This is a genomic window from Acinetobacter sp. YH12021 (assembly GCF_013420145.1).
GTDB lineage: Bacteria > Pseudomonadota > Gammaproteobacteria > Pseudomonadales > Moraxellaceae > Acinetobacter > Acinetobacter towneri.
Genome location: NZ_VOYT01000006.1, coordinates 65,575 through 82,614 on the forward strand (window position 1 = coordinate 65,575; position 17,040 = coordinate 82,614).

Consider the following 17,040-nt stretch of genomic DNA (forward strand, 5'->3'; position numbering starts at 1 on the left):
TTTTCAAGTTGTTTTTTAGTGTATATGCTTAAAATTTAAACAAATGTAATAAATTGTGGTGTTTTGATTTTGTTGTGAAATTTGAGTCAACGGAATGTAGAGTCTCTTCTTCGATTTTCTATTTGGGGATTGTTAAAATTCAATAAAAAAGCCAGCCGAAGCTGACTCTTATTTAAACTTGAAAATAAAATATCAATCAGAGCATATTAAGCAGTAAAGACGCGTACTGCTTTGCCTTTTACAACTTGATTAATCAAAGGCGTATTTTTGCCTTGTGACACAATCGTTTCTTTGTTCAGTGTCCATTCCACTTCTGGATCAACCAAGACCCAACCCGCTTCCTGTTCCCAACGACTTTGCATTTTTGCCACACGCGCAGGTGCAAGTGTCACTTTTTCTACCCATTCCAATGGACTGAACAGACCTTCCTGAATCAGTTGAATCCCAAATGGAATATAAGTATCAAATGCAGTAAAACCTGACAAAGTATCTGCAAATGGTGCCATTTTTGCAGAGCTATTTAACGGCTCATGATGAGTACAAATCGCATCAATCACACCATCTTTTACACCTTGACGCAGTAATGCTTTGTCTTGCTCTGAGCGCAGTGGCGGACGTACATGCGCTAACGAGTTAAAACCATCAATAATTTGATCGGTTAAATGCAGTTGATGCATCGCAACATCACAAGTGACAGGTAAACCTTTGGCTTTAGCTTGTTGAATCAATTCAACTGATGCACCACAAGACAATAAGCCAAAATGCGCACGTACACCTGTGGCTTCAATCATCAGCAAATATTTGGCAATCGCTACGGTTTCTGCCAAAGTTGGAATCATAGGCAAGCCCTGACGCGATGCAATAAAACCTTCATGCACACAGCCATCTTTAGCAATTTGCGGTTCTTCGGCATAGAACACCACGGTCATGTCCAAACCTGCAGCATATTCCAGTGTGCGAATCACGACATCATCATCTTCAAAAGGTGCATTGGCATTGGACACTGCACTACAGCCGCCTTTTTTCAGTCCCGCCATATTGGCAGGCTGCTTGCCGTTTAAACCTTGAGTTTGTGCACCAATCACTTCTAAATAAATGCCACCATCCAACATGGCTTTTTCGACCAAACCATGAATGAGTGCACCGTTGTCTTGCACGATTGGTTTAGAATCGGGTGGCGTAAATAAGTGCAGAATTCCGTTTTCACGTGCGGCCTTGCCTTCAGATTTGAGCGTGCCATGTTGTTGCTGACCAGGTTCACGTAAACGTGCGCATAAATCGACCATAGTTGGCATGAGCCATTGACCTTGGGCATCTATGCTTTCGCTAATATCTGCACTTTCTGCAACCAACTTGCCATTTTCAAGATATACCGTTTGTACGCGGTCAATTTGCTGGATTGGGTCAAGCACACGTACATTTTCAATTTTTACAATCGCCATGACTTTTTCCTTATACCGCAATCGCGTCAATCAAACCTTGTTCTTGCAATTGACCTTGCATCGCCAAGGCCAATACCGCCATACGTACCGCAATACCGTTGGTTACTTGATTTAAAATCACCGATTGAGGCCCATCGGCAATGCTTGAATCAATTTCGACACCACGGTTCATTGGACCAGGATGCATCACAATACAGTTTGGTTTTGCAAGCGCCAAACGCTCTTTGTTTAAACCGTACATTTTGTAGAATTCGGCTTGTGAGGCAAGTGCTGGCGAATCAATACGTTCATTTTGAATACGCAGGGTGATAATCACGTCGCAATCTTTAATGCCTTCTTCCATTTTGTTAAATAAACGCACGCCTGCGCCATATTCATCAAAACCGTAGGGCAACAAGGTGTTCGGTGCAATCACGCGAATGTCTTTACAGCCCAGTGTTTGCAAGGCAGCCACATCGGAACGCGCCACGCGTGAATGTTTGATATCACCAATAATCGCAACACTTAATTCTTCATAAGGTCGTTGGGTTTCACGGCGAATGGTCAGCATATCCAACATCGCTTGCGTTGGATGTGCATGACGGCCATCACCCGCATTAATAATGGCAACCTTTGGGCAAACCGTTTTAGCAATAAAATGTGCTGCACCTGAAGATGAATGACGCACCACAAAAATGTCAGCAGCCATCGCCTCTAAGTTCCACAAAGTGTCACGCAAAGTTTCACCTTTAGAGGTACTTGAACGGGCAATATCAATATTGAGTACATTGGCAGAAAGACGCTTGGCTGCGGCTTCAAATGTGGTGCGGGTACGAGTAGAGTTTTCGAAGAACAAATTCATCACCGTGCGCCCTTCGAGCAAATTATTGGTGATCAGTTGGTTTTGTTCATTGAAAAAGGACTGTGCTGTGTCCAGAATTTGGGTGAGGGTTTCTTTGGAAAGACCTTCGATGGTTAAAAAGTGTTTTAAATGCCCATCTTTATTCAATTGAATCTGGCTCGGAGTATGCAATGCCGCCAAATGCATGAGAGATTCCTTATACGTTAAGTTAACGCATTATACAGAAATTGATTTGGCAAAGCAGTGTAACTTGGCATGATTTAGTCAAAAGAAACTTATGATTTTAAAAATTAAGTCATGCAGACTCATCTACACTTTCTTTCATGCTTAATACTCTACAAAGCGATGTGAAAGGATGGCATTTATATTTAACTGCTCTGCTAGCCAATCATCTTGATATGAGCTTGATGAACATCTGGTGGGTCAATCTTCGCCTACAACTGCCTACGCAACCTTCAGGCTATGTAGGCATAGTCTGTACAATTCACCGTTTAACGCAATGCCCCTATATAATGATGGGACACCTGCGCCCGATAAATTTCTTCAGCTGTAGGTTCAGTCAAGTCATCTATATTTTCTATATTTTCTATATTTTCTATATTTTCTATATTTTCTATATTTTCTACTGCATCTAATTGCTGCGCTTCAGTCTGTGGCGACGTTATTTCTGCATCAGCATCCATTAAGTTAGCCAATATACTGTTTAAGCGCAGCGCATAACGGCACAATTCCTCATCGTGTGTAGCGAGCGCCAATTGCAGCACAGCACGTGCATAGTCTGAATTTTCAACCAGATACATGACATCAATCACACGTCCACTGACCCGTCTTAATCGCGTATAAATTAAAGTGGCAACTGAAAAAATCTCGTTATTTGCTGTTAAAGCCTGTGCCGTGTTTAAAGTAGCCGTGGTCATTTAAATATTCCCCTTATCGCTTCATTGTTGTTTTGCAGTGTTTGATGCTCATCTGCAAAATGTTCACCATCACAACAATGTATGAGCAAAATACATACCAATCATGTGAATATTCAGGTTTTTATTTTTCCGCAATACAATCACTCAAAATTTTTTAGAGATGTCATTACATCCTCATTGCCTTTTTAGAAAAAAACAGTAAAAAATGCCCTGAAGCTCTTCAAACCTAGACCTTTAAAATTCTGCACGATTCACGCTAAATCACTAAGTTTTCTAGCACAAAATACGGTAAAATAGCCGATTGCTGAATTGCTTTTGGAAATTTTCATGAATTCGAAACCCCGTCTTTCTACATATTGGGTCACCTGTGCAGATGGACTTGAAACCTTATTGCAAGAAGAAATGCAAGGTTTAGGTATTCAAAATATCGAACGTTTACCGGGTCGTTTAATTTTCAAAGGCACACTCGAAAATGCCTATCGTGTCTGCATGTGGTCACGTTTAGCCTCACGTGTCCTTACACCAATTCACACACACGAAATTGAATTTAGTCACGACGCGCGCGATGTAGCCGAAGAGCTTTATGAAGGTGCGCTGAGCTTTGACTGGTCACTGATTTTTGCGCCACAAAGTACTTTTGCAGTGCGTTTGCATATAGAGCGTGACATTAAAGTGAACAGCCAATTTGCGACCTTGCGCGTTAAAGATGGTGTGGTCGATTCATTTATGGATGCAGTGGGCAAACGTCCAAGCATTGACATCAAACAGCCTGAAATTACCTTATACGTGTTGGCAGGTAAAAAAGAACATACATACTGCCTAGATTTATCTGGCGATTCACTGCATAAACGCGGCTATCGTCGTTTTATGACCGATGCCCCAATTAAAGAAAACCTTGCCGCAGCGATTCTGCAAAAAGGTCAATTACAACAAATTCAACCCGACATTATTTTAGACCCAATGTGTGGTTCGGGCACGTTTATTATTGAAGCATTGATGATGCTGACTGACCGTGCACCGGGTTTGGTACGTCGTTTTGGTTTTAACGGTTGGCAAGGTCACGACCATGAATTGTGGATGAGCATTAAAGCAGAAGCGGCAGAACGCCATCAAACTGCATTACAACAGCCCTTGCCAAAATTCTATGCTTTCGATGCCGACTGGGAAGCAGTCAAAGCCACCAAGCAAAATATTATTGCGGCAGGTTTTGAAAGTCTGCTCGATCAGATTCAAATTGAAGAACGTACTTTGGCTGACTGGCCCGACTTTCAAGCCGAAGGTAAAAAGGCCTTTATTGTAACCAACCCACCTTATGGTGAGCGTTTGGGCGATAAAGCCTCGAACCGTGCCTTATATTTGGGTCTGTCTGCCCTCTTGCAAAAGCATTTCCCAAATCAAAAAGCAGCCGTCATTGCAGCCCAAGTTGAACAAGCCGATGTGTTGGCTTTCAATGACCCGCAAATTTTACGTTTGATGAACGGTAAACTGCCAATTTATGTCCGTTTTGGTACGATCAAACCTGCAACATTCGCACGCCCATTCTTAGCAGATTGGCAACCGCAACAGTTTGAACCCATTGAAGGCGCAGAAGATTTCACCAACCGTTTGCAAAAAAACATGCAGAGCCTGAAAAAATGGGCGGTGAAAGAAAATGTGCATTGCCTGCGTTTATACGATGCAGACTTACCTGACTTTAATGTCGCAGTCGATTTATACGGCGACCGTTTGCACGTGCAGGAATATGCGCCGCCGAAAAAAATTGATCCTGAAAAAGCCAAAAAGCGTTTTAACCTTGCCTTACAAGCCATTCGCGCTGTCACAGGTTTAGGGCGCGATGCGGTATTTATTAAAACCCGTGCCCGTCAGGAAGGTAAAAACCAGTACACCAAACAAAGTACCGCCTCGAAGCGTTTTATTGTGCAAGAAGGTCAGGCTAAAATTTTGGTTAACCTCACCGACTACCTAGATACAGGCTTGTTCCTTGACCATCGTCAAATGCGTTTACGTATTGCCAAAGAAGCACGTGGCAAGCACTTCCTGAATTTATACAGTTATACCTCAACTGCAAGTTTACATGCCGCGCTTGGCGGTGCAGCAAGTACCACCAGCGTCGATTTATCCAATACTTATTTGAATTGGTCTAAAGAAAACTTTGTATTGAATGGTTTAACGGTAGACCATGCCGATGAACAACATCAATTCTTTGCCAGTGATTGTTTTGAATGGCTCAAAGAAGGTCATGAACAATATGATCTGATCTTTATTGACCCACCAACTTTCTCAAACTCTAAAAAGTTCTACGGAACATTTGACGTACAACGCGACCACGTTTCTTTAATTAAGCGTGCCATGAACCGCTTAACCACAGGCGGAACGCTGTACTTCTCCAACAACTACCGTGGTTTTGAAATGGATGAAGAAATTGAAGTCATGTTTGATGTGCAGGAAATTAGCCATGAAACCATTGGGCAAGATTTCAAACGCAACACCAAAATCCACCGTGCTTGGAAAATTCAGCACCCGCCTGTTTAAATAAACGATATGGCAATACAACAAAGCCTGTTCATTTGAACAGGCTTTGTTTTATCGTAGATCAGTATCTAGATTATTGACCAGTTAAAAACTTCTTTTCACCATATTGATAATGCATCGACAGTTTAAATTCATCACCATCACGTTGAATTTGCTGATTGCGTTGCATCGCACTGAGTATCTGTTCCAACTCCTGATCAGACATGCTTTTACCTGCAGCATTCATATAATTATTCATAATGGTTTTGACCACTTGCTTGTTAAAACTCACATCGGTTTGCACTTCTAGCAAACTTGGGAACATTTTCGCTAAGCCTTCTACAGTGGTTTGATGCCCTGGCATCACTTTACCAACCAAATCTGCCCGAATACTGCCTGTGCCTAATTTCAACTGATTCTTCTTGGATTCGAACTGAAAGCCCTCATTAATCACAGCCAACAAGGCTTGTTGAACTTCTTTCTCAAAGTTTTCCGCTTCTAGGCATGAGTTGTTTTGTTTTTGCACAATATCAAGAAACGTCTGCATTTTACTGCGCTGCAAGTTTTTAACATCCCAATTCACTTGCAGGTCTTGCATGGCAGGCACATTATTTAAACCTAACTCGGCAATTTTAAATTTCGATTGAATATCTACCGTGCGCTCATGCAGTTGAGTATCCATACGCCAACTGAAGTCTTTCATTTTGCCTGAACCCACTGCTTTTGGGTCTTGACGCTGCATTTCTGCAATACTGAATTGGAAATAGCCCGGCTCTAAAGACTGCGCATTCAAAGCCTGATTGGTTTTAAACTGCATGCCTTTTACTTGAAGATGCCCAAATTGATCCCGTACCGTTAATTGAGGCACATCAAAACTCATATTTACAATTTTCTGCTGCCCCTGACTTTGTTTCGCCTGAAACTCAATCTGCATAGGAGAAAATTTAGCTTCAAGTCCTGCTTCTTTTTTCTCTATAGCAGGTATGCTCAATTTCGTGGTCGATACACCCAACCAATTCACTTGCGTTGTCACATTTAGAGGCTGCTGAAAGAACTCGGAAAATTGTCCCTGCCCTTGTTCCAGATTCATTTTAGAATCAATTTGGTAACCTTTCCATGTCCGCTGAATTTGATCTTGTCCGTGAAACACCAGTTTTTCTTTAGCATTACATGGGTCTGCAATAATGGTCATTTTCCATTTGGCAGTACCTGTTAGAGTCCCCATGTCGTAGTCCGTATATTGGACGCTCACATTGGGTACAGGATTTAAATTTTGTTGATAATGCTCACGCAGGCTCTTATCTGCATATAAATTTCCTGCAGTGACAGCTCCTGCCAACACTGCAACCCCCATTCCACCCCATACTATTTTTGACATAGATTCTGCTCAGAATTTATCTATTCTTATTGAACAATAAATTATAATTAATCTTCTTTAAAAAAGATAATTGTTTTGCAAATAAATCACTTAAATATAATATTCATCACAAAATATTAAAAATAGCTGTCATTTTTTACCAAAAATTTTACTTATGTGACCTAAATTGTCAGTCATAAAAAACCCAGCCGAAGCTGGGTTTCTTAAAAGTTGCTTACACATAGCCAATTAGCTGAGTTTCATTTTTTCAAACAGCAAATGACCATTTTCAGCTTTAATTAAAATCGTATCACCTGCAACAAAGTCACCTGCGAGGATTTTTTGCGCCAATGTGTTTTCCACTTGTTGCTGAATTGCACGTTTCAATGGACGCGCACCGTAGACTGGGTCAAAACCTGCTTCAATCAATTGATCAAATGCAGTATCGTCTATCGACAAGCTCAAGTCGCGTTCGCTTAAACGCGCACGTAAACGATCCAATTGAATATCGGCAATGCCACGAATTTGTGCTTTTTCCAGTGAATGGAACACCACCAACTCATCAATACGGTTAATAAACTCAGGGCGGAAATGTTGTGAAACTGCGGCCATGACCACGGTACGCACTTCTTCACGTGTTGGATTGTCACCCAATTCACGTACTTCGTGTGAACCCAAGTTAGAAGTCATCACAATTACAGTGTTCTTAAAGTCCACCACGCGACCTTGCGAGTCGGTTAGGCGTCCATCATCCAACACCTGCAACAAGATGTTAAATACGTCTGGATGGGCTTTTTCCACCTCATCAAACAGCACCACACTGTACGGTTTACGACGTACTGCTTCGGTTAATACACCACCTTCTTCATAACCGACATAGCCTGGAGGCGCACCGACCAAACGGCTGACCGAGTGTTTTTCCATAAATTCAGACATATCAATCCGAATCATGGCGTCATCGCTGTCAAACAAGAAGTTCGCTAACGCTTTGGTCAATTCTGTTTTACCTACCCCTGTTGGGCCAAGGAACAGGAACGAACCACTTGGACGGTTAGGATCAGACAAACCTGCGCGTGAACGACGTACCGCATTCGACACCGCCACCACAGCTTCATCTTGCCCCACCACACGGTTATGCAAGAAATCTTCCATGTGTAGCAATTTTTCACGTTCACCCTGCAGCATTTTCGATACAGGAATGCCCGTTGCAGCACTCACGACTTCAGCAATTTCATTGTCCGTAACTTTGTTACGCAATAATTTTGGTTCTTCTTTCTCTTCAACCAACTCATCTTGTGCCAGTTGTTTTTCCAACTCAGGAATCACACCGTATTGTAAACGTGACATTTCCGCCAAGTCATTTTCACGCTGCGCTTTTTGCAATGCCATACGTGCCTGATCAAGCTGAGTCTGAATTTGCTTAGTGCCTTCAACCAAGGTTTTTTCCGCTTTCCAAACTTCTTCCAAATCATTGTATTCATTTTGAACTTCAATAATTTGTTTTTCCAGATGTGCAACTTCAGCACGGCTGCCTGCATCTTCATCTTTCTTCACGGCTTCAAGTTGCAGTTTTAATTGAATTAAACGGCGCTCTAATTTATCTAAGGCTTCAGGCTTAGAATCTAGCTCCATTTTAATCCGTGACGCTGCCTCATCCACCAAATCAATTGCCTTGTCGGGAAGTTGACGGTCAGTGATATAACGGTGCGACATTTTAGCGGCGGCAATAATCGCCGAATCTAAAATTTTAACCCCGTGGTGCACTTCGTAGCGTTCTTTCAGACCTCGTAAAATTGCAATGGTGTCTTCTACACTTGGCTCATCGACCAATACTTTTTGGAAACGACGCTCTAAAGCCGCATCTTTTTCAATATATTGACGATACTCATCTAAAGTGGTTGCACCCACACAGCGCAATTCGCCACGCGCCAATGCAGGTTTCAACATATTGCCTGCATCCATGGCACCATCGCCTTTACCTGCACCCACAAGTGTGTGTAATTCATCAATAAATAAGATGACTTCACCTTCTTGTTTCGCCAAGTCTTTTAAGACCGCTTTTAGGCGTTCTTCAAACTCACCGCGATATTTCGCACCTGCCAACAATGAGCCCAAATCTAAAGATAAAACACGTTTACCTTTTAAGCTTTCTGGCACTTCACCATTCACAATACGCTGCGCCAAACCTTCAACAATCGCAGTTTTACCCACACCAGGTTCACCAATGAGTACTGGGTTGTTTTTGGTACGGCGTGACAACACCTGAACGGTACGGCGAATTTCATCATCACGACCAATTACAGGGTCTAGCTTGCCCGCCAACGCACGTTCGGTTAAATCGATGGTATATTTATTGAGTGAGTCACGTTGATCTTCGTGATTATTGCTCATGACTTTTTCATCCCCTCTAATTTTGTCAATCACGCTACGCAAACTATCTGAGGTCACGCCTACACTGTTCAGTAGTGTTTTGGTCGCGCCCACTTCGGTCAAACCCAGCATCAACCAATCGGTTGACAAGAACTCATCACCTGCTTTTTGGGCAAAACTGTCAGCCAAATTCAAGGCTTTAACCGCATCTGGACTTAAGTTGATATCGCCTGTTGGATTGGCCAAAGTCGGTGCATCGGCAATCGCTTGCTGTAATTTGCTTTGCAAATCACGTAGGTTGGCGCCTGCTTGTTGTAATAAACTGACATTGGAGGCTTCTTCGAGCAAAGTCGCCAATAAGTGAATGCCTTCAATGGCAGTATGATCTTTCCCTATCGCAAGAGATTGGGCATCGGATAAAGCTTGCTGTAGTCGGTTGGTAAACTTTTCAAAACGCATTCTTGTTATTCCTCACAACAAATTGTGTACTTGATGGATATATGGGAACGCAGGCGTAAATTTCAATTAAATTTTTTATATATTTTTCAAAATCTTAATTAAAATTAACAGATAGATTTCAGTAATAATATTGGACTGATTAAAGTAAATTTCAAGTTTAGTCTGGTAATTTTTTATTTTAGTTGAGTCATTGACATACACTTGCATATCAATCAATTAAAGGCTTTTGATTGTTATTTATGCCATTTGAAATATTTAGTTACAATGATTGGCAAAATATACCAACCATTGTATGACCTATCAGTCAACGCTTAATCTTGTTCAATAATTTCAAAATCATGGCTAATTTCGACGCCACCATCAGATAGCATTTTACTGGCAGAACAGTACTTTTCTGCTGAAAGTTCAACCGCCTTCGCAACCTGCTTTTCCTTGACAGCCTTGCCTTTGACCACAAAATGCAAATGAATTTTGGTGAACACGGCAGGGATGCTATCGGCACGTTCTGCTTTTAACTGACATTCAACATGCGTCACTTCTTGGCGTGATTTCTTTAAAATAGTCACAATATCGAATGAAGCACAACCACCAAGTCCCATTAAGATTAACTCCATAGGACGTGGACCACGGTTTTCACCGCCATATTCTGCAGATCCATCCATCACTACAGAATGACCACTTTCCGATTTGGCTTCAAAAGCAACGTTCTCTAACCACTGAACACTTGTTTGCATTGCAACTACCTAAAAAAAACTATAAATTGACACGGGTATTTGTACACTAACATAACTTGAGTTGATAAGGAATTTCATCTCTACTGTGTGACAAGTTCAGACTAGGTCTTGTGCGATCTATTATTTATCCATTTTCGGAACCGTTAGCATGACTTCAAACTTTTCACAGCTGAGCACTGATGCATTGTCCCCTGGACAACTGCCTGACTCAGTCAAAGCATTATTAAAACGTGCATACATCAACCGTTATCCAAAACGGACAACTATTGTTGATGCAGGGACTGAATCTAAATCGTTATATTTGATTTTAAAAGGTTCAGTATCAATTATTCTTCGCGAAGATGATGATCGCGAAATTGTTGTGGCATATTTGAATCCAGGCGACTTTTTTGGGGAAATGGGTCTGTTTGAATCGAATCCACAACGTACTGCAGAAGTTCGTACTCGTGATGTCTGTGAAATTGCAGAAATTACTTATGAAAACTTCCACGAACTCAGCAAACAATATCCTGACTTAAGCTATGCCGTTTTTGCACAGCTGGTACGTCGTTTAAAAAATACTACACGTAAGGTAACTGACCTTGCCTTTATAGATGTGTCTGGTCGTATTGCACGTTGCTTGATTGATCTTTCTGCGCAACCAGAAGCCATGATTTTGCCAAACGGTCGTCAAATTCGTATTACACGCCAAGAAATTGGTCGTATTGTCGGCTGTTCACGTGAAATGGTCGGGCGTGTTCTAAAAACACTTGAAGAACAAGGCATGATTGAAACTGATGGTAAAGCCATTCTGATTTTTGATGCTTCTTTGGAGCAAAATGAATCCACTGATGGCAACTTTGATGACGAGTAAACCATCTATATGCTCATTAAAAAAGCAAATCTTCGGATTTGCTTTTTTATTACCAGCTGTTAACTTTTTACCATTTTCAATTATCAAAATACCATTATTGCTGTCACTACAATGAAGTAGCAATTTTAACTGCCACAAGCGGCTCAAAATGGTTTAGCCTCTTATAACATCACTTCATAAATATTATCTTGAGCGAGAGGCAATATGCAATTTAGACCATTGGCAAAGACGGGTATATTAGTTCCAGAAATCTGCTTGGGCACCATGACCTTTGGTGAGCAAAACACGCAATCAGATGCCTTCCAACAGCTGGATTACGCCTTGGAACGTGGCTTGTATTTTTGGGATACCGCAGAGATGTACCCTGTTCCACCCAAAGTAGAAACCCAAGGTGCAACCGAAACCATCATTGGCAATTGGTTACAGCAACGTGGCGGACGTGACAAATTATTTTTAGCCTCTAAAATTGCAGGCCCTTCGCAAGGCGGCAGTCATATTCGAGACGGCAAAACCCGCTTTAACGCAGAGGATATTCATTCTGCACTGGATGGCAATTTAAAACGCCTGCAAACCGACTATATCGACTTATACCAACTGCACTGGCCACAACGCCCAACCAACTTTTTTGGCAAACTTGGTTATGGCAACCAAGAAGCACAAAATACGCAAGAAGTAACCGACCTTGCTGAAACCTTAACCGCGTTGCAACAAGAAATTCAAAAAGGACGGATTCGCTATATAGGTCTGTCGAATGAAACCCCTTGGGGCACCATGAAGTTTTTACACTTAGCAGAACAATTAGGATTAAGTAAATTTGTCAGCGTACAAAATCCATATAACCTGCTGAATCGTACTTATGAAATTGGCATGTCTGAAATCGCCCATTATGAAGGTGTTGGACTACTCGCCTACTCACCTTTGGCTTTTGGTTATTTAACTGGTAAATTCCGTCATGGCGCACGCCCTGCCAATGCACGTGTCACGCTATATTCACGTTTTAGCCGTTACAGTAATCCACAAAGCGAATGGGCAACCGAGCAATACGCCCAACTTGCAGAACAACACGGCTTGAGTTTGACGCAACTGGCGCTGGCATTTATCAAGCAGCAATTTTTTGTGACAAGTACCATTATTGGCGCGACGAATATGGCGCAACTCAAAGAAAATATTGATGCCTTTGACATCACCTTATCAGATGAAATTTTACAAGGCATTGAAGCCATTCATCGTCAACAACCCAATCCAGCGCCCTAATTTTATTTTAAGCACTGCTTTAAAATGAAATTAAAAATATGAACTCAGCAATAACTCATCATTTTTATGCTGTTTAAAGTCAAAAAGTCTTCATAAAAAAAGATGCGCATAAAACCATGCGCATCTTTTTTGTGTTTTATCTTAACCAGTTGAACTGGCTGAGGTCATCTTAACGACGACTTTGGTTATATAGCGCTTGTGCTGCTGGCAAGTTTTTACGCATTGCTTCAATACGCTGACTGTTCGATGGGTGAGTCGATAAGAAGGACGCACCGCCGCCACCTTCAAGCTTGTTCATTTTTTCCCAAAGGGTAATTGCAGCTTGTGGGTTATAACCTGCACGCGCCATCAGCATTAAACCACCCTGATCGGCACGACTTTCCAAATTACGTGAATATGGCAAGCCAATCCCAATTTGGGTACCCAATTGCGCTGCTGCTGCACCCAATTGACCAACGTTATTGCCTGCCGCACTTAAACCTACGTTCAAGGCAATATTGGTTAAAGCCTGTGCACCAATTTTACTTTTCGCGTGTTCTTCTAAAGCATGCACCATTTCATGCCCCATAATTGCGGCAATTTCAGCATCAGTTAAATTCAGTTTATTCACAATACCAGTGTAGAACACCACTTTACCACCAGGTGCGACAAAAGCATTGACTTGATCAGACTTAAGTACCGCCAATTGCCACTGGAAAGGCTGACCTGTTTGGTTCATTTGATTGGCATGTGGAATCAAACGCTGAAACACAGTATTGATACGTTTATACGTGGTGGAGCTTGTGTCTAACTGATTTTTATTGCGTGCGTCTTGCACCATTTCATTATAGCTTTTGGTTGCAGTTGCATTTAAGGTCGCAGTATCTGCACCCGCCATGTCTGCAACAGTCGTACACCCTGAAACTGTGATTGCGCCTGCGGCACATAAACTTAACATCAGTTTTTTGTTCATTATAATAATCTCCGCCTTGCGAGCTATCTTCATACCAATCAATTATATGAAATCAATTCAAGGCTTTAAATCTATAATCACTTCATAATCATATCATTTATGTAAACAACGCCTAAGCTGTGTACAGATTGTATGTCTGAGCGATCAATCACTACCCTAGTAAAGAAATTGATAACACAACCAAAATACTAAACAGAAAACATTTAAACCCAAGTAAATTTTAGACACTACTTCTACTTTTTCTTCCATTTCTGGATTTTTGCGTTTGTAGAGTAGGTAAGCATTTTGAATCAGAATCAGTGGCACCAAAATACAGGCAAAAATAACGCTTAAACCAATAAATGCCTGATACATAATATTCGGATCATGCTTTTGCGATAAAATCAGCATCATGGCAATGGTCGGTGCGCCGCCCATCGCAAACAATAAAGAATAAAAAATCGTACTGGTAATATTTTTATGCATCCTGCATAACCTTAATTAAATTTAATTTTCTAAAGCCATTGTAACAAGCCACCCTGCTCTGCACAGCGCCAGTCATCTGCAACTTTAGTCTTGAAAAAACAACTCACTCAGCATCATCTATAATGTTTCCAAAAATGAGTCGCTATTGAAACTGAAACAACAGCAATAAAAAGCCCCATCATTTAGACAGGGCTGAGTACATCATCAGAGCTTAAATGCTATGCTAAATCACAACGACTTAAGCATCAAATGGATGACGTAATACGATAGTTTCTGCGCGGTCTGGACCTGTAGAAATAATGTCGATTGGACATTCAATTAACTGCTCAAGACGTTTGATGTAGTTCACTGCATTTTCAGGCAATTGTTCTACACTGGTCGCACCCACAGTTGATTCAGACCAACCTGGCATTGTTTCATAAATTGGCTTTAAGTTTTCGTATGCAAGCGCATCAGAAGAACCTACACAACCTGAATCGGTATTTTCATAACCTACGCAGATTTTGATTTCTTCTAAACCGTCCAATACGTCTAACTTGGTCAAGCAGATACCAGACAGTGAGTTTACATCGACTGAACGACGTAAAATTTCGGCATCAAACCAACCACAACGACGTTGACGACCTGTAGAAGCACCGAACTCGTGACCCACAGTACCTAAGTGTTTACCAATCGCATCACCTACGTCATTTGCTGCGTCATACACCAACTCAGTTGGGAATGGGCCTGCACCTACACGTGTGGTATAAGCTTTGGTAATCCCTAAAACGTAGTCTAAATGTAATGGACCTAAGCCTGAACCAGAGCTTACACCGCCCGCAGTTGTATTCGATGAAGTCACATACGGATAAGTACCGTGGTCAACATCAAGTAATGAACCTTGCGCACCTTCAAACATAATGTTGTCACCGTTTTTACGGTAATTATGAATTTCAGTCGTTACATCAACCACTAATGGTGCAATCACTTCACGCCATTGGTCACATAGCGCTAAAACTTCATCTAACTGAACTGCTTCAACACCGTAGTATTGTGTCAATTGGAAGTTGTGATAGTCCAATAATTCAGTCAATTGAGCGCGTAGTGCTTCACCGCCACGAACCAAGTCAGCAACACGAATCGCACGACGTGCAACCTTGTCTTCATAAGCTGGGCCAATACCACGACCTGTTGTACCAATTTTGGCATTACCACGTTTTTTCTCACGTGCTTGGTCAAGTGCAATGTGGTTCGGCAAAATAAGCGGACAGTTTGGTGAAATACGTAAACGCTCTTTCACTGGCACGCCTTCTTGTTCCAAAATACCCATTTCTTTAATGAGTGCTTCAGGAGAAAGTACTACACCATTACCAATTAAGCACAGTACGTTTTCACGTAAAATACCTGATGGAATGAGGTGTAATACAGTTTTCTTACCACCAACCACGAGAGTATGGCCTGCGTTGTGTCCGCCTTGATAACGAACGACTGCCGCCGCCTGATCTGTGAGCAGGTCGACGATCTTACCTTTACCTTCGTCGCCCCATTGGGTACCAAGTACCACAACATTCTTGCCCATAATAGCCTCATTACATCATGCTGTTAAAATTGAAAACCAAGACCTGTAACATGAAACATGCCTTGGCGATTAAATTTTTTCGACTGTCCACTCACCATTTGCAAGAACCAATTGGTGCGTTGCGTATGGAACCGAGTTTAAATCATCATTACCCAACAATTGAATTACACTAAAGCCTTGCGCACGTGTGTTTTGGATAGCCGCGATTAAATCAGGTTGTGAGCCTTTAGGCGCAACAACAACAGACGATGATTCAAAACGACCTGCACTTAATACAAACAAGTCACAAGAGAAACCTGTTGCAGGGCGCGCACGTCCGAAATGCTGACCAATGCCATCATAACGACCGCCTTGTGCCAATGGTGCAGCACGATTTGGCGCATACACTGCATACATTAAACCTGTGTGATAGTGATAAGAACGCAGCTCAACCACATCAATACCAATATGCAAGTTTGGCCAACGTGCCTGAATTTCAGCTTGTGTTGCTTTCACGGCTTCAAACGCTTGCTTAAATTCGGTATTTTCCAACACATCAGCACTTAAATGAGCCTGCAAAGCAGTTAAATCACTGGCATAGCGACCTAAAGCATAAAAATCTGAACCGAAATTTAAATCTTGGGTAAATTCTGCCAATTCAGGCAATGCTTTACGCTGATATAAATCTGACAATTGACGTTCAGTGGCTTTGCTTAATTCTGCTTGTTTAACCAAGCTACGGAACAAGCCGACATGACCCAAGTCTAAATGCACACCTTCTGCCAAACCTGCTTCTTTTAGCAAGCTGAGCATCAGATCAACCATTTCTACATCGGCATCAATGCTGTCTGAACCAAATAACTCTGCACCCAATTGCAATGGTGCACGTGTGGTATTAAAACCTTGTGGTTTGGTATGTAAAACCGTACCTGCATAGCAGTAACGTGCAATGCCATCTACAGGATGTACATGCGCATCAATACGCGCCACTTGGGGTGTCATATCGGCACGCACACCCAGCAAACGACCTGAAAGCTGGTCGATGACTTTAAATGTGGCAAGGTCTAAATCTTGATTCGATTCTGAAAGAGAAGATAGAGATTCAATGTATTCTATGAATGGCGTGTACACCAACTGATAACCTCGAGATGCGAGGAAATCCAGTGACTTACGACGCAAGCTTTCAATCACTTGCGCTTGTTCTGGTAATACATCAGCTACACCATCAGGTAATAACCATGTCTCTGAAATGGGCATGTTGTAAACCTAAATTCTTGTTTGCGCGGAACGAATCCGCATAAAAAAATCGGGAGCACACCCGATTTCTCCTAGTTTAGCATGATACTTT

Annotated in this window: 13 protein-coding genes; 3 read left to right on the plus strand and 10 right to left on the minus strand. The window is 41.8% G+C overall.

What is annotated here, in order from left to right; translation table 11 throughout:
- Positions 1-206: 206 nt before the first annotated feature.
- From FTT91_RS07175 to FTT91_RS07185, 3 genes are all read right to left on the minus strand, one after another.
- A complete protein-coding gene (locus tag FTT91_RS07175; RefSeq protein ID WP_004971548.1) occupies positions 207-1,442 on the minus strand; it encodes a dihydroorotase in 1,236 nt (411 codons plus the stop codon).
- Between the two features lie 10 nt (positions 1,443-1,452).
- A complete protein-coding gene (locus FTT91_RS07180; RefSeq protein WP_004971550.1) occupies positions 1,453-2,469 on the minus strand; it encodes an aspartate carbamoyltransferase catalytic subunit in 1,017 nt (338 codons plus the stop codon).
- A 305-nt stretch (positions 2,470-2,774) separates the two neighbouring features.
- Positions 2,775-3,200 carry a hypothetical protein gene (locus FTT91_RS07185; protein ID WP_180169198.1) on the minus strand — a complete coding sequence of 142 codons (426 nt, stop codon included), beginning with the start codon at positions 3,198-3,200 and terminating at the stop codon, positions 2,775-2,777.
- A gap of 327 nt (positions 3,201-3,527) precedes the next feature.
- On the opposite strand from FTT91_RS07185, the gene rlmKL reads away from it, so the two are divergent.
- The gene (gene rlmKL, locus FTT91_RS07190; RefSeq protein WP_180169199.1) at positions 3,528-5,732 is read left to right on the plus strand and encodes a bifunctional 23S rRNA (guanine(2069)-N(7))-methyltransferase RlmK/23S rRNA (guanine(2445)-N(2))-methyltransferase RlmL; all 2,205 of its coding nucleotides are present in this window, start codon (positions 3,528-3,530) and stop codon (positions 5,730-5,732) included.
- A 73-nt stretch (positions 5,733-5,805) separates the two neighbouring features.
- Here rlmKL and FTT91_RS07195 read toward each other — a convergent pair whose 3' ends face one another.
- The 3 genes from FTT91_RS07195 to FTT91_RS07205 all read right to left on the minus strand — a co-directional run bounded on the left by FTT91_RS07195 (position 5,806) and on the right by FTT91_RS07205 (position 10,631).
- Positions 5,806-7,089: a DUF945 family protein gene (locus tag FTT91_RS07195; RefSeq protein ID WP_180169200.1), complete on the minus strand. Its 1,284-nt coding sequence runs from the start codon at positions 7,087-7,089 to the stop codon at positions 5,806-5,808.
- Between the two features lie 228 nt (positions 7,090-7,317).
- Positions 7,318-9,897, minus strand: coding sequence for an ATP-dependent chaperone ClpB (gene clpB / locus FTT91_RS07200; RefSeq protein WP_004971561.1), 2,580 nt, complete (start codon positions 9,895-9,897; stop codon positions 7,318-7,320).
- A gap of 311 nt (positions 9,898-10,208) precedes the next feature.
- Complete coding sequence (locus tag FTT91_RS07205; protein ID WP_004971563.1) at positions 10,209-10,631, minus strand: OsmC family protein; 423 nt, start codon at positions 10,629-10,631, stop codon at positions 10,209-10,211.
- A 148-nt stretch (positions 10,632-10,779) separates the two neighbouring features.
- Between FTT91_RS07205 and crp the strand changes: the two genes are divergently transcribed.
- Together crp and FTT91_RS07215 are read left to right on the plus strand one after the other, a co-directional pair.
- Entirely contained in the window at positions 10,780-11,484 is a 705-nt protein-coding gene (gene crp / locus FTT91_RS07210; protein ID WP_004971566.1) for a cAMP-activated global transcriptional regulator CRP, read from the plus strand.
- A 204-nt stretch (positions 11,485-11,688) separates the two neighbouring features.
- Positions 11,689-12,738: an NADP(H)-dependent aldo-keto reductase gene (locus FTT91_RS07215; protein WP_180169201.1), complete on the plus strand. Its 1,050-nt coding sequence runs from the start codon at positions 11,689-11,691 to the stop codon at positions 12,736-12,738.
- Positions 12,739-12,907: 169 nt separating this feature from the next.
- Here the strand turns inward: FTT91_RS07215 and FTT91_RS07220 are convergent, their stop codons facing one another.
- From FTT91_RS07220 to FTT91_RS07235, 4 genes are all read right to left on the minus strand, one after another.
- Entirely contained in the window at positions 12,908-13,690 is a 783-nt protein-coding gene (locus FTT91_RS07220; protein ID WP_004971571.1) for a M48 family metallopeptidase, read from the minus strand.
- 156 nt (positions 13,691-13,846) lie between these two features.
- Positions 13,847-14,155 (minus strand): hypothetical protein, encoded by a 309-nt coding sequence (locus FTT91_RS07225; RefSeq protein ID WP_004971573.1) that lies wholly within the window; start codon positions 14,153-14,155, stop codon positions 13,847-13,849.
- Between the two features lie 238 nt (positions 14,156-14,393).
- Complete coding sequence (locus tag FTT91_RS07230) at positions 14,394-15,713, minus strand: adenylosuccinate synthase (protein WP_004971574.1); 1,320 nt, start codon at positions 15,711-15,713, stop codon at positions 14,394-14,396.
- 69 nt (positions 15,714-15,782) lie between these two features.
- Entirely contained in the window at positions 15,783-16,949 is a 1,167-nt protein-coding gene (locus tag FTT91_RS07235; RefSeq protein WP_096901061.1) for an ATP phosphoribosyltransferase regulatory subunit, read from the minus strand.
- Between the last annotated feature and the right edge of the window lie 91 nt (positions 16,950-17,040).

Excerpts from the sequence above, each read along its gene's own strand:
- FTT91_RS07175 (WP_004971548.1), bottom strand. The coding sequence starts at position 1,442 with ATGGCGATTGTAAAAATTGAAAATGTACGTGTGCTTGACCCAATCCAG.
- FTT91_RS07180 (WP_004971550.1), bottom strand. The coding sequence starts at position 2,469 with ATGCATTTGGCGGCATTGCATACTCCGAGCCAGATTCAATTGAATAAA.
- FTT91_RS07185 (WP_180169198.1), bottom strand. The coding sequence starts at position 3,200 with ATGACCACGGCTACTTTAAACACGGCACAGGCTTTAACAGCAAATAAC.
- rlmKL (WP_180169199.1), top strand. The coding sequence starts at position 3,528 with ATGAATTCGAAACCCCGTCTTTCTACATATTGGGTCACCTGTGCAGAT.
- FTT91_RS07195 (WP_180169200.1), bottom strand. The coding sequence starts at position 7,089 with ATGTCAAAAATAGTATGGGGTGGAATGGGGGTTGCAGTGTTGGCAGGA.
- clpB (WP_004971561.1), bottom strand. The coding sequence starts at position 9,897 with ATGCGTTTTGAAAAGTTTACCAACCGACTACAGCAAGCTTTATCCGAT.
- FTT91_RS07205 (WP_004971563.1), bottom strand. The coding sequence starts at position 10,631 with ATGCAAACAAGTGTTCAGTGGTTAGAGAACGTTGCTTTTGAAGCCAAA.
- crp (WP_004971566.1), top strand. The coding sequence starts at position 10,780 with ATGACTTCAAACTTTTCACAGCTGAGCACTGATGCATTGTCCCCTGGA.
- FTT91_RS07215 (WP_180169201.1), top strand. The coding sequence starts at position 11,689 with ATGCAATTTAGACCATTGGCAAAGACGGGTATATTAGTTCCAGAAATC.
- FTT91_RS07220 (WP_004971571.1), bottom strand. The coding sequence starts at position 13,690 with ATGAACAAAAAACTGATGTTAAGTTTATGTGCCGCAGGCGCAATCACA.
- FTT91_RS07225 (WP_004971573.1), bottom strand. The coding sequence starts at position 14,155 with ATGCATAAAAATATTACCAGTACGATTTTTTATTCTTTATTGTTTGCG.
- FTT91_RS07230 (WP_004971574.1), bottom strand. The coding sequence starts at position 15,713 with ATGGGCAAGAATGTTGTGGTACTTGGTACCCAATGGGGCGACGAAGGT.
- FTT91_RS07235 (WP_096901061.1), bottom strand. The coding sequence starts at position 16,949 with ATGCCCATTTCAGAGACATGGTTATTACCTGATGGTGTAGCTGATGTA.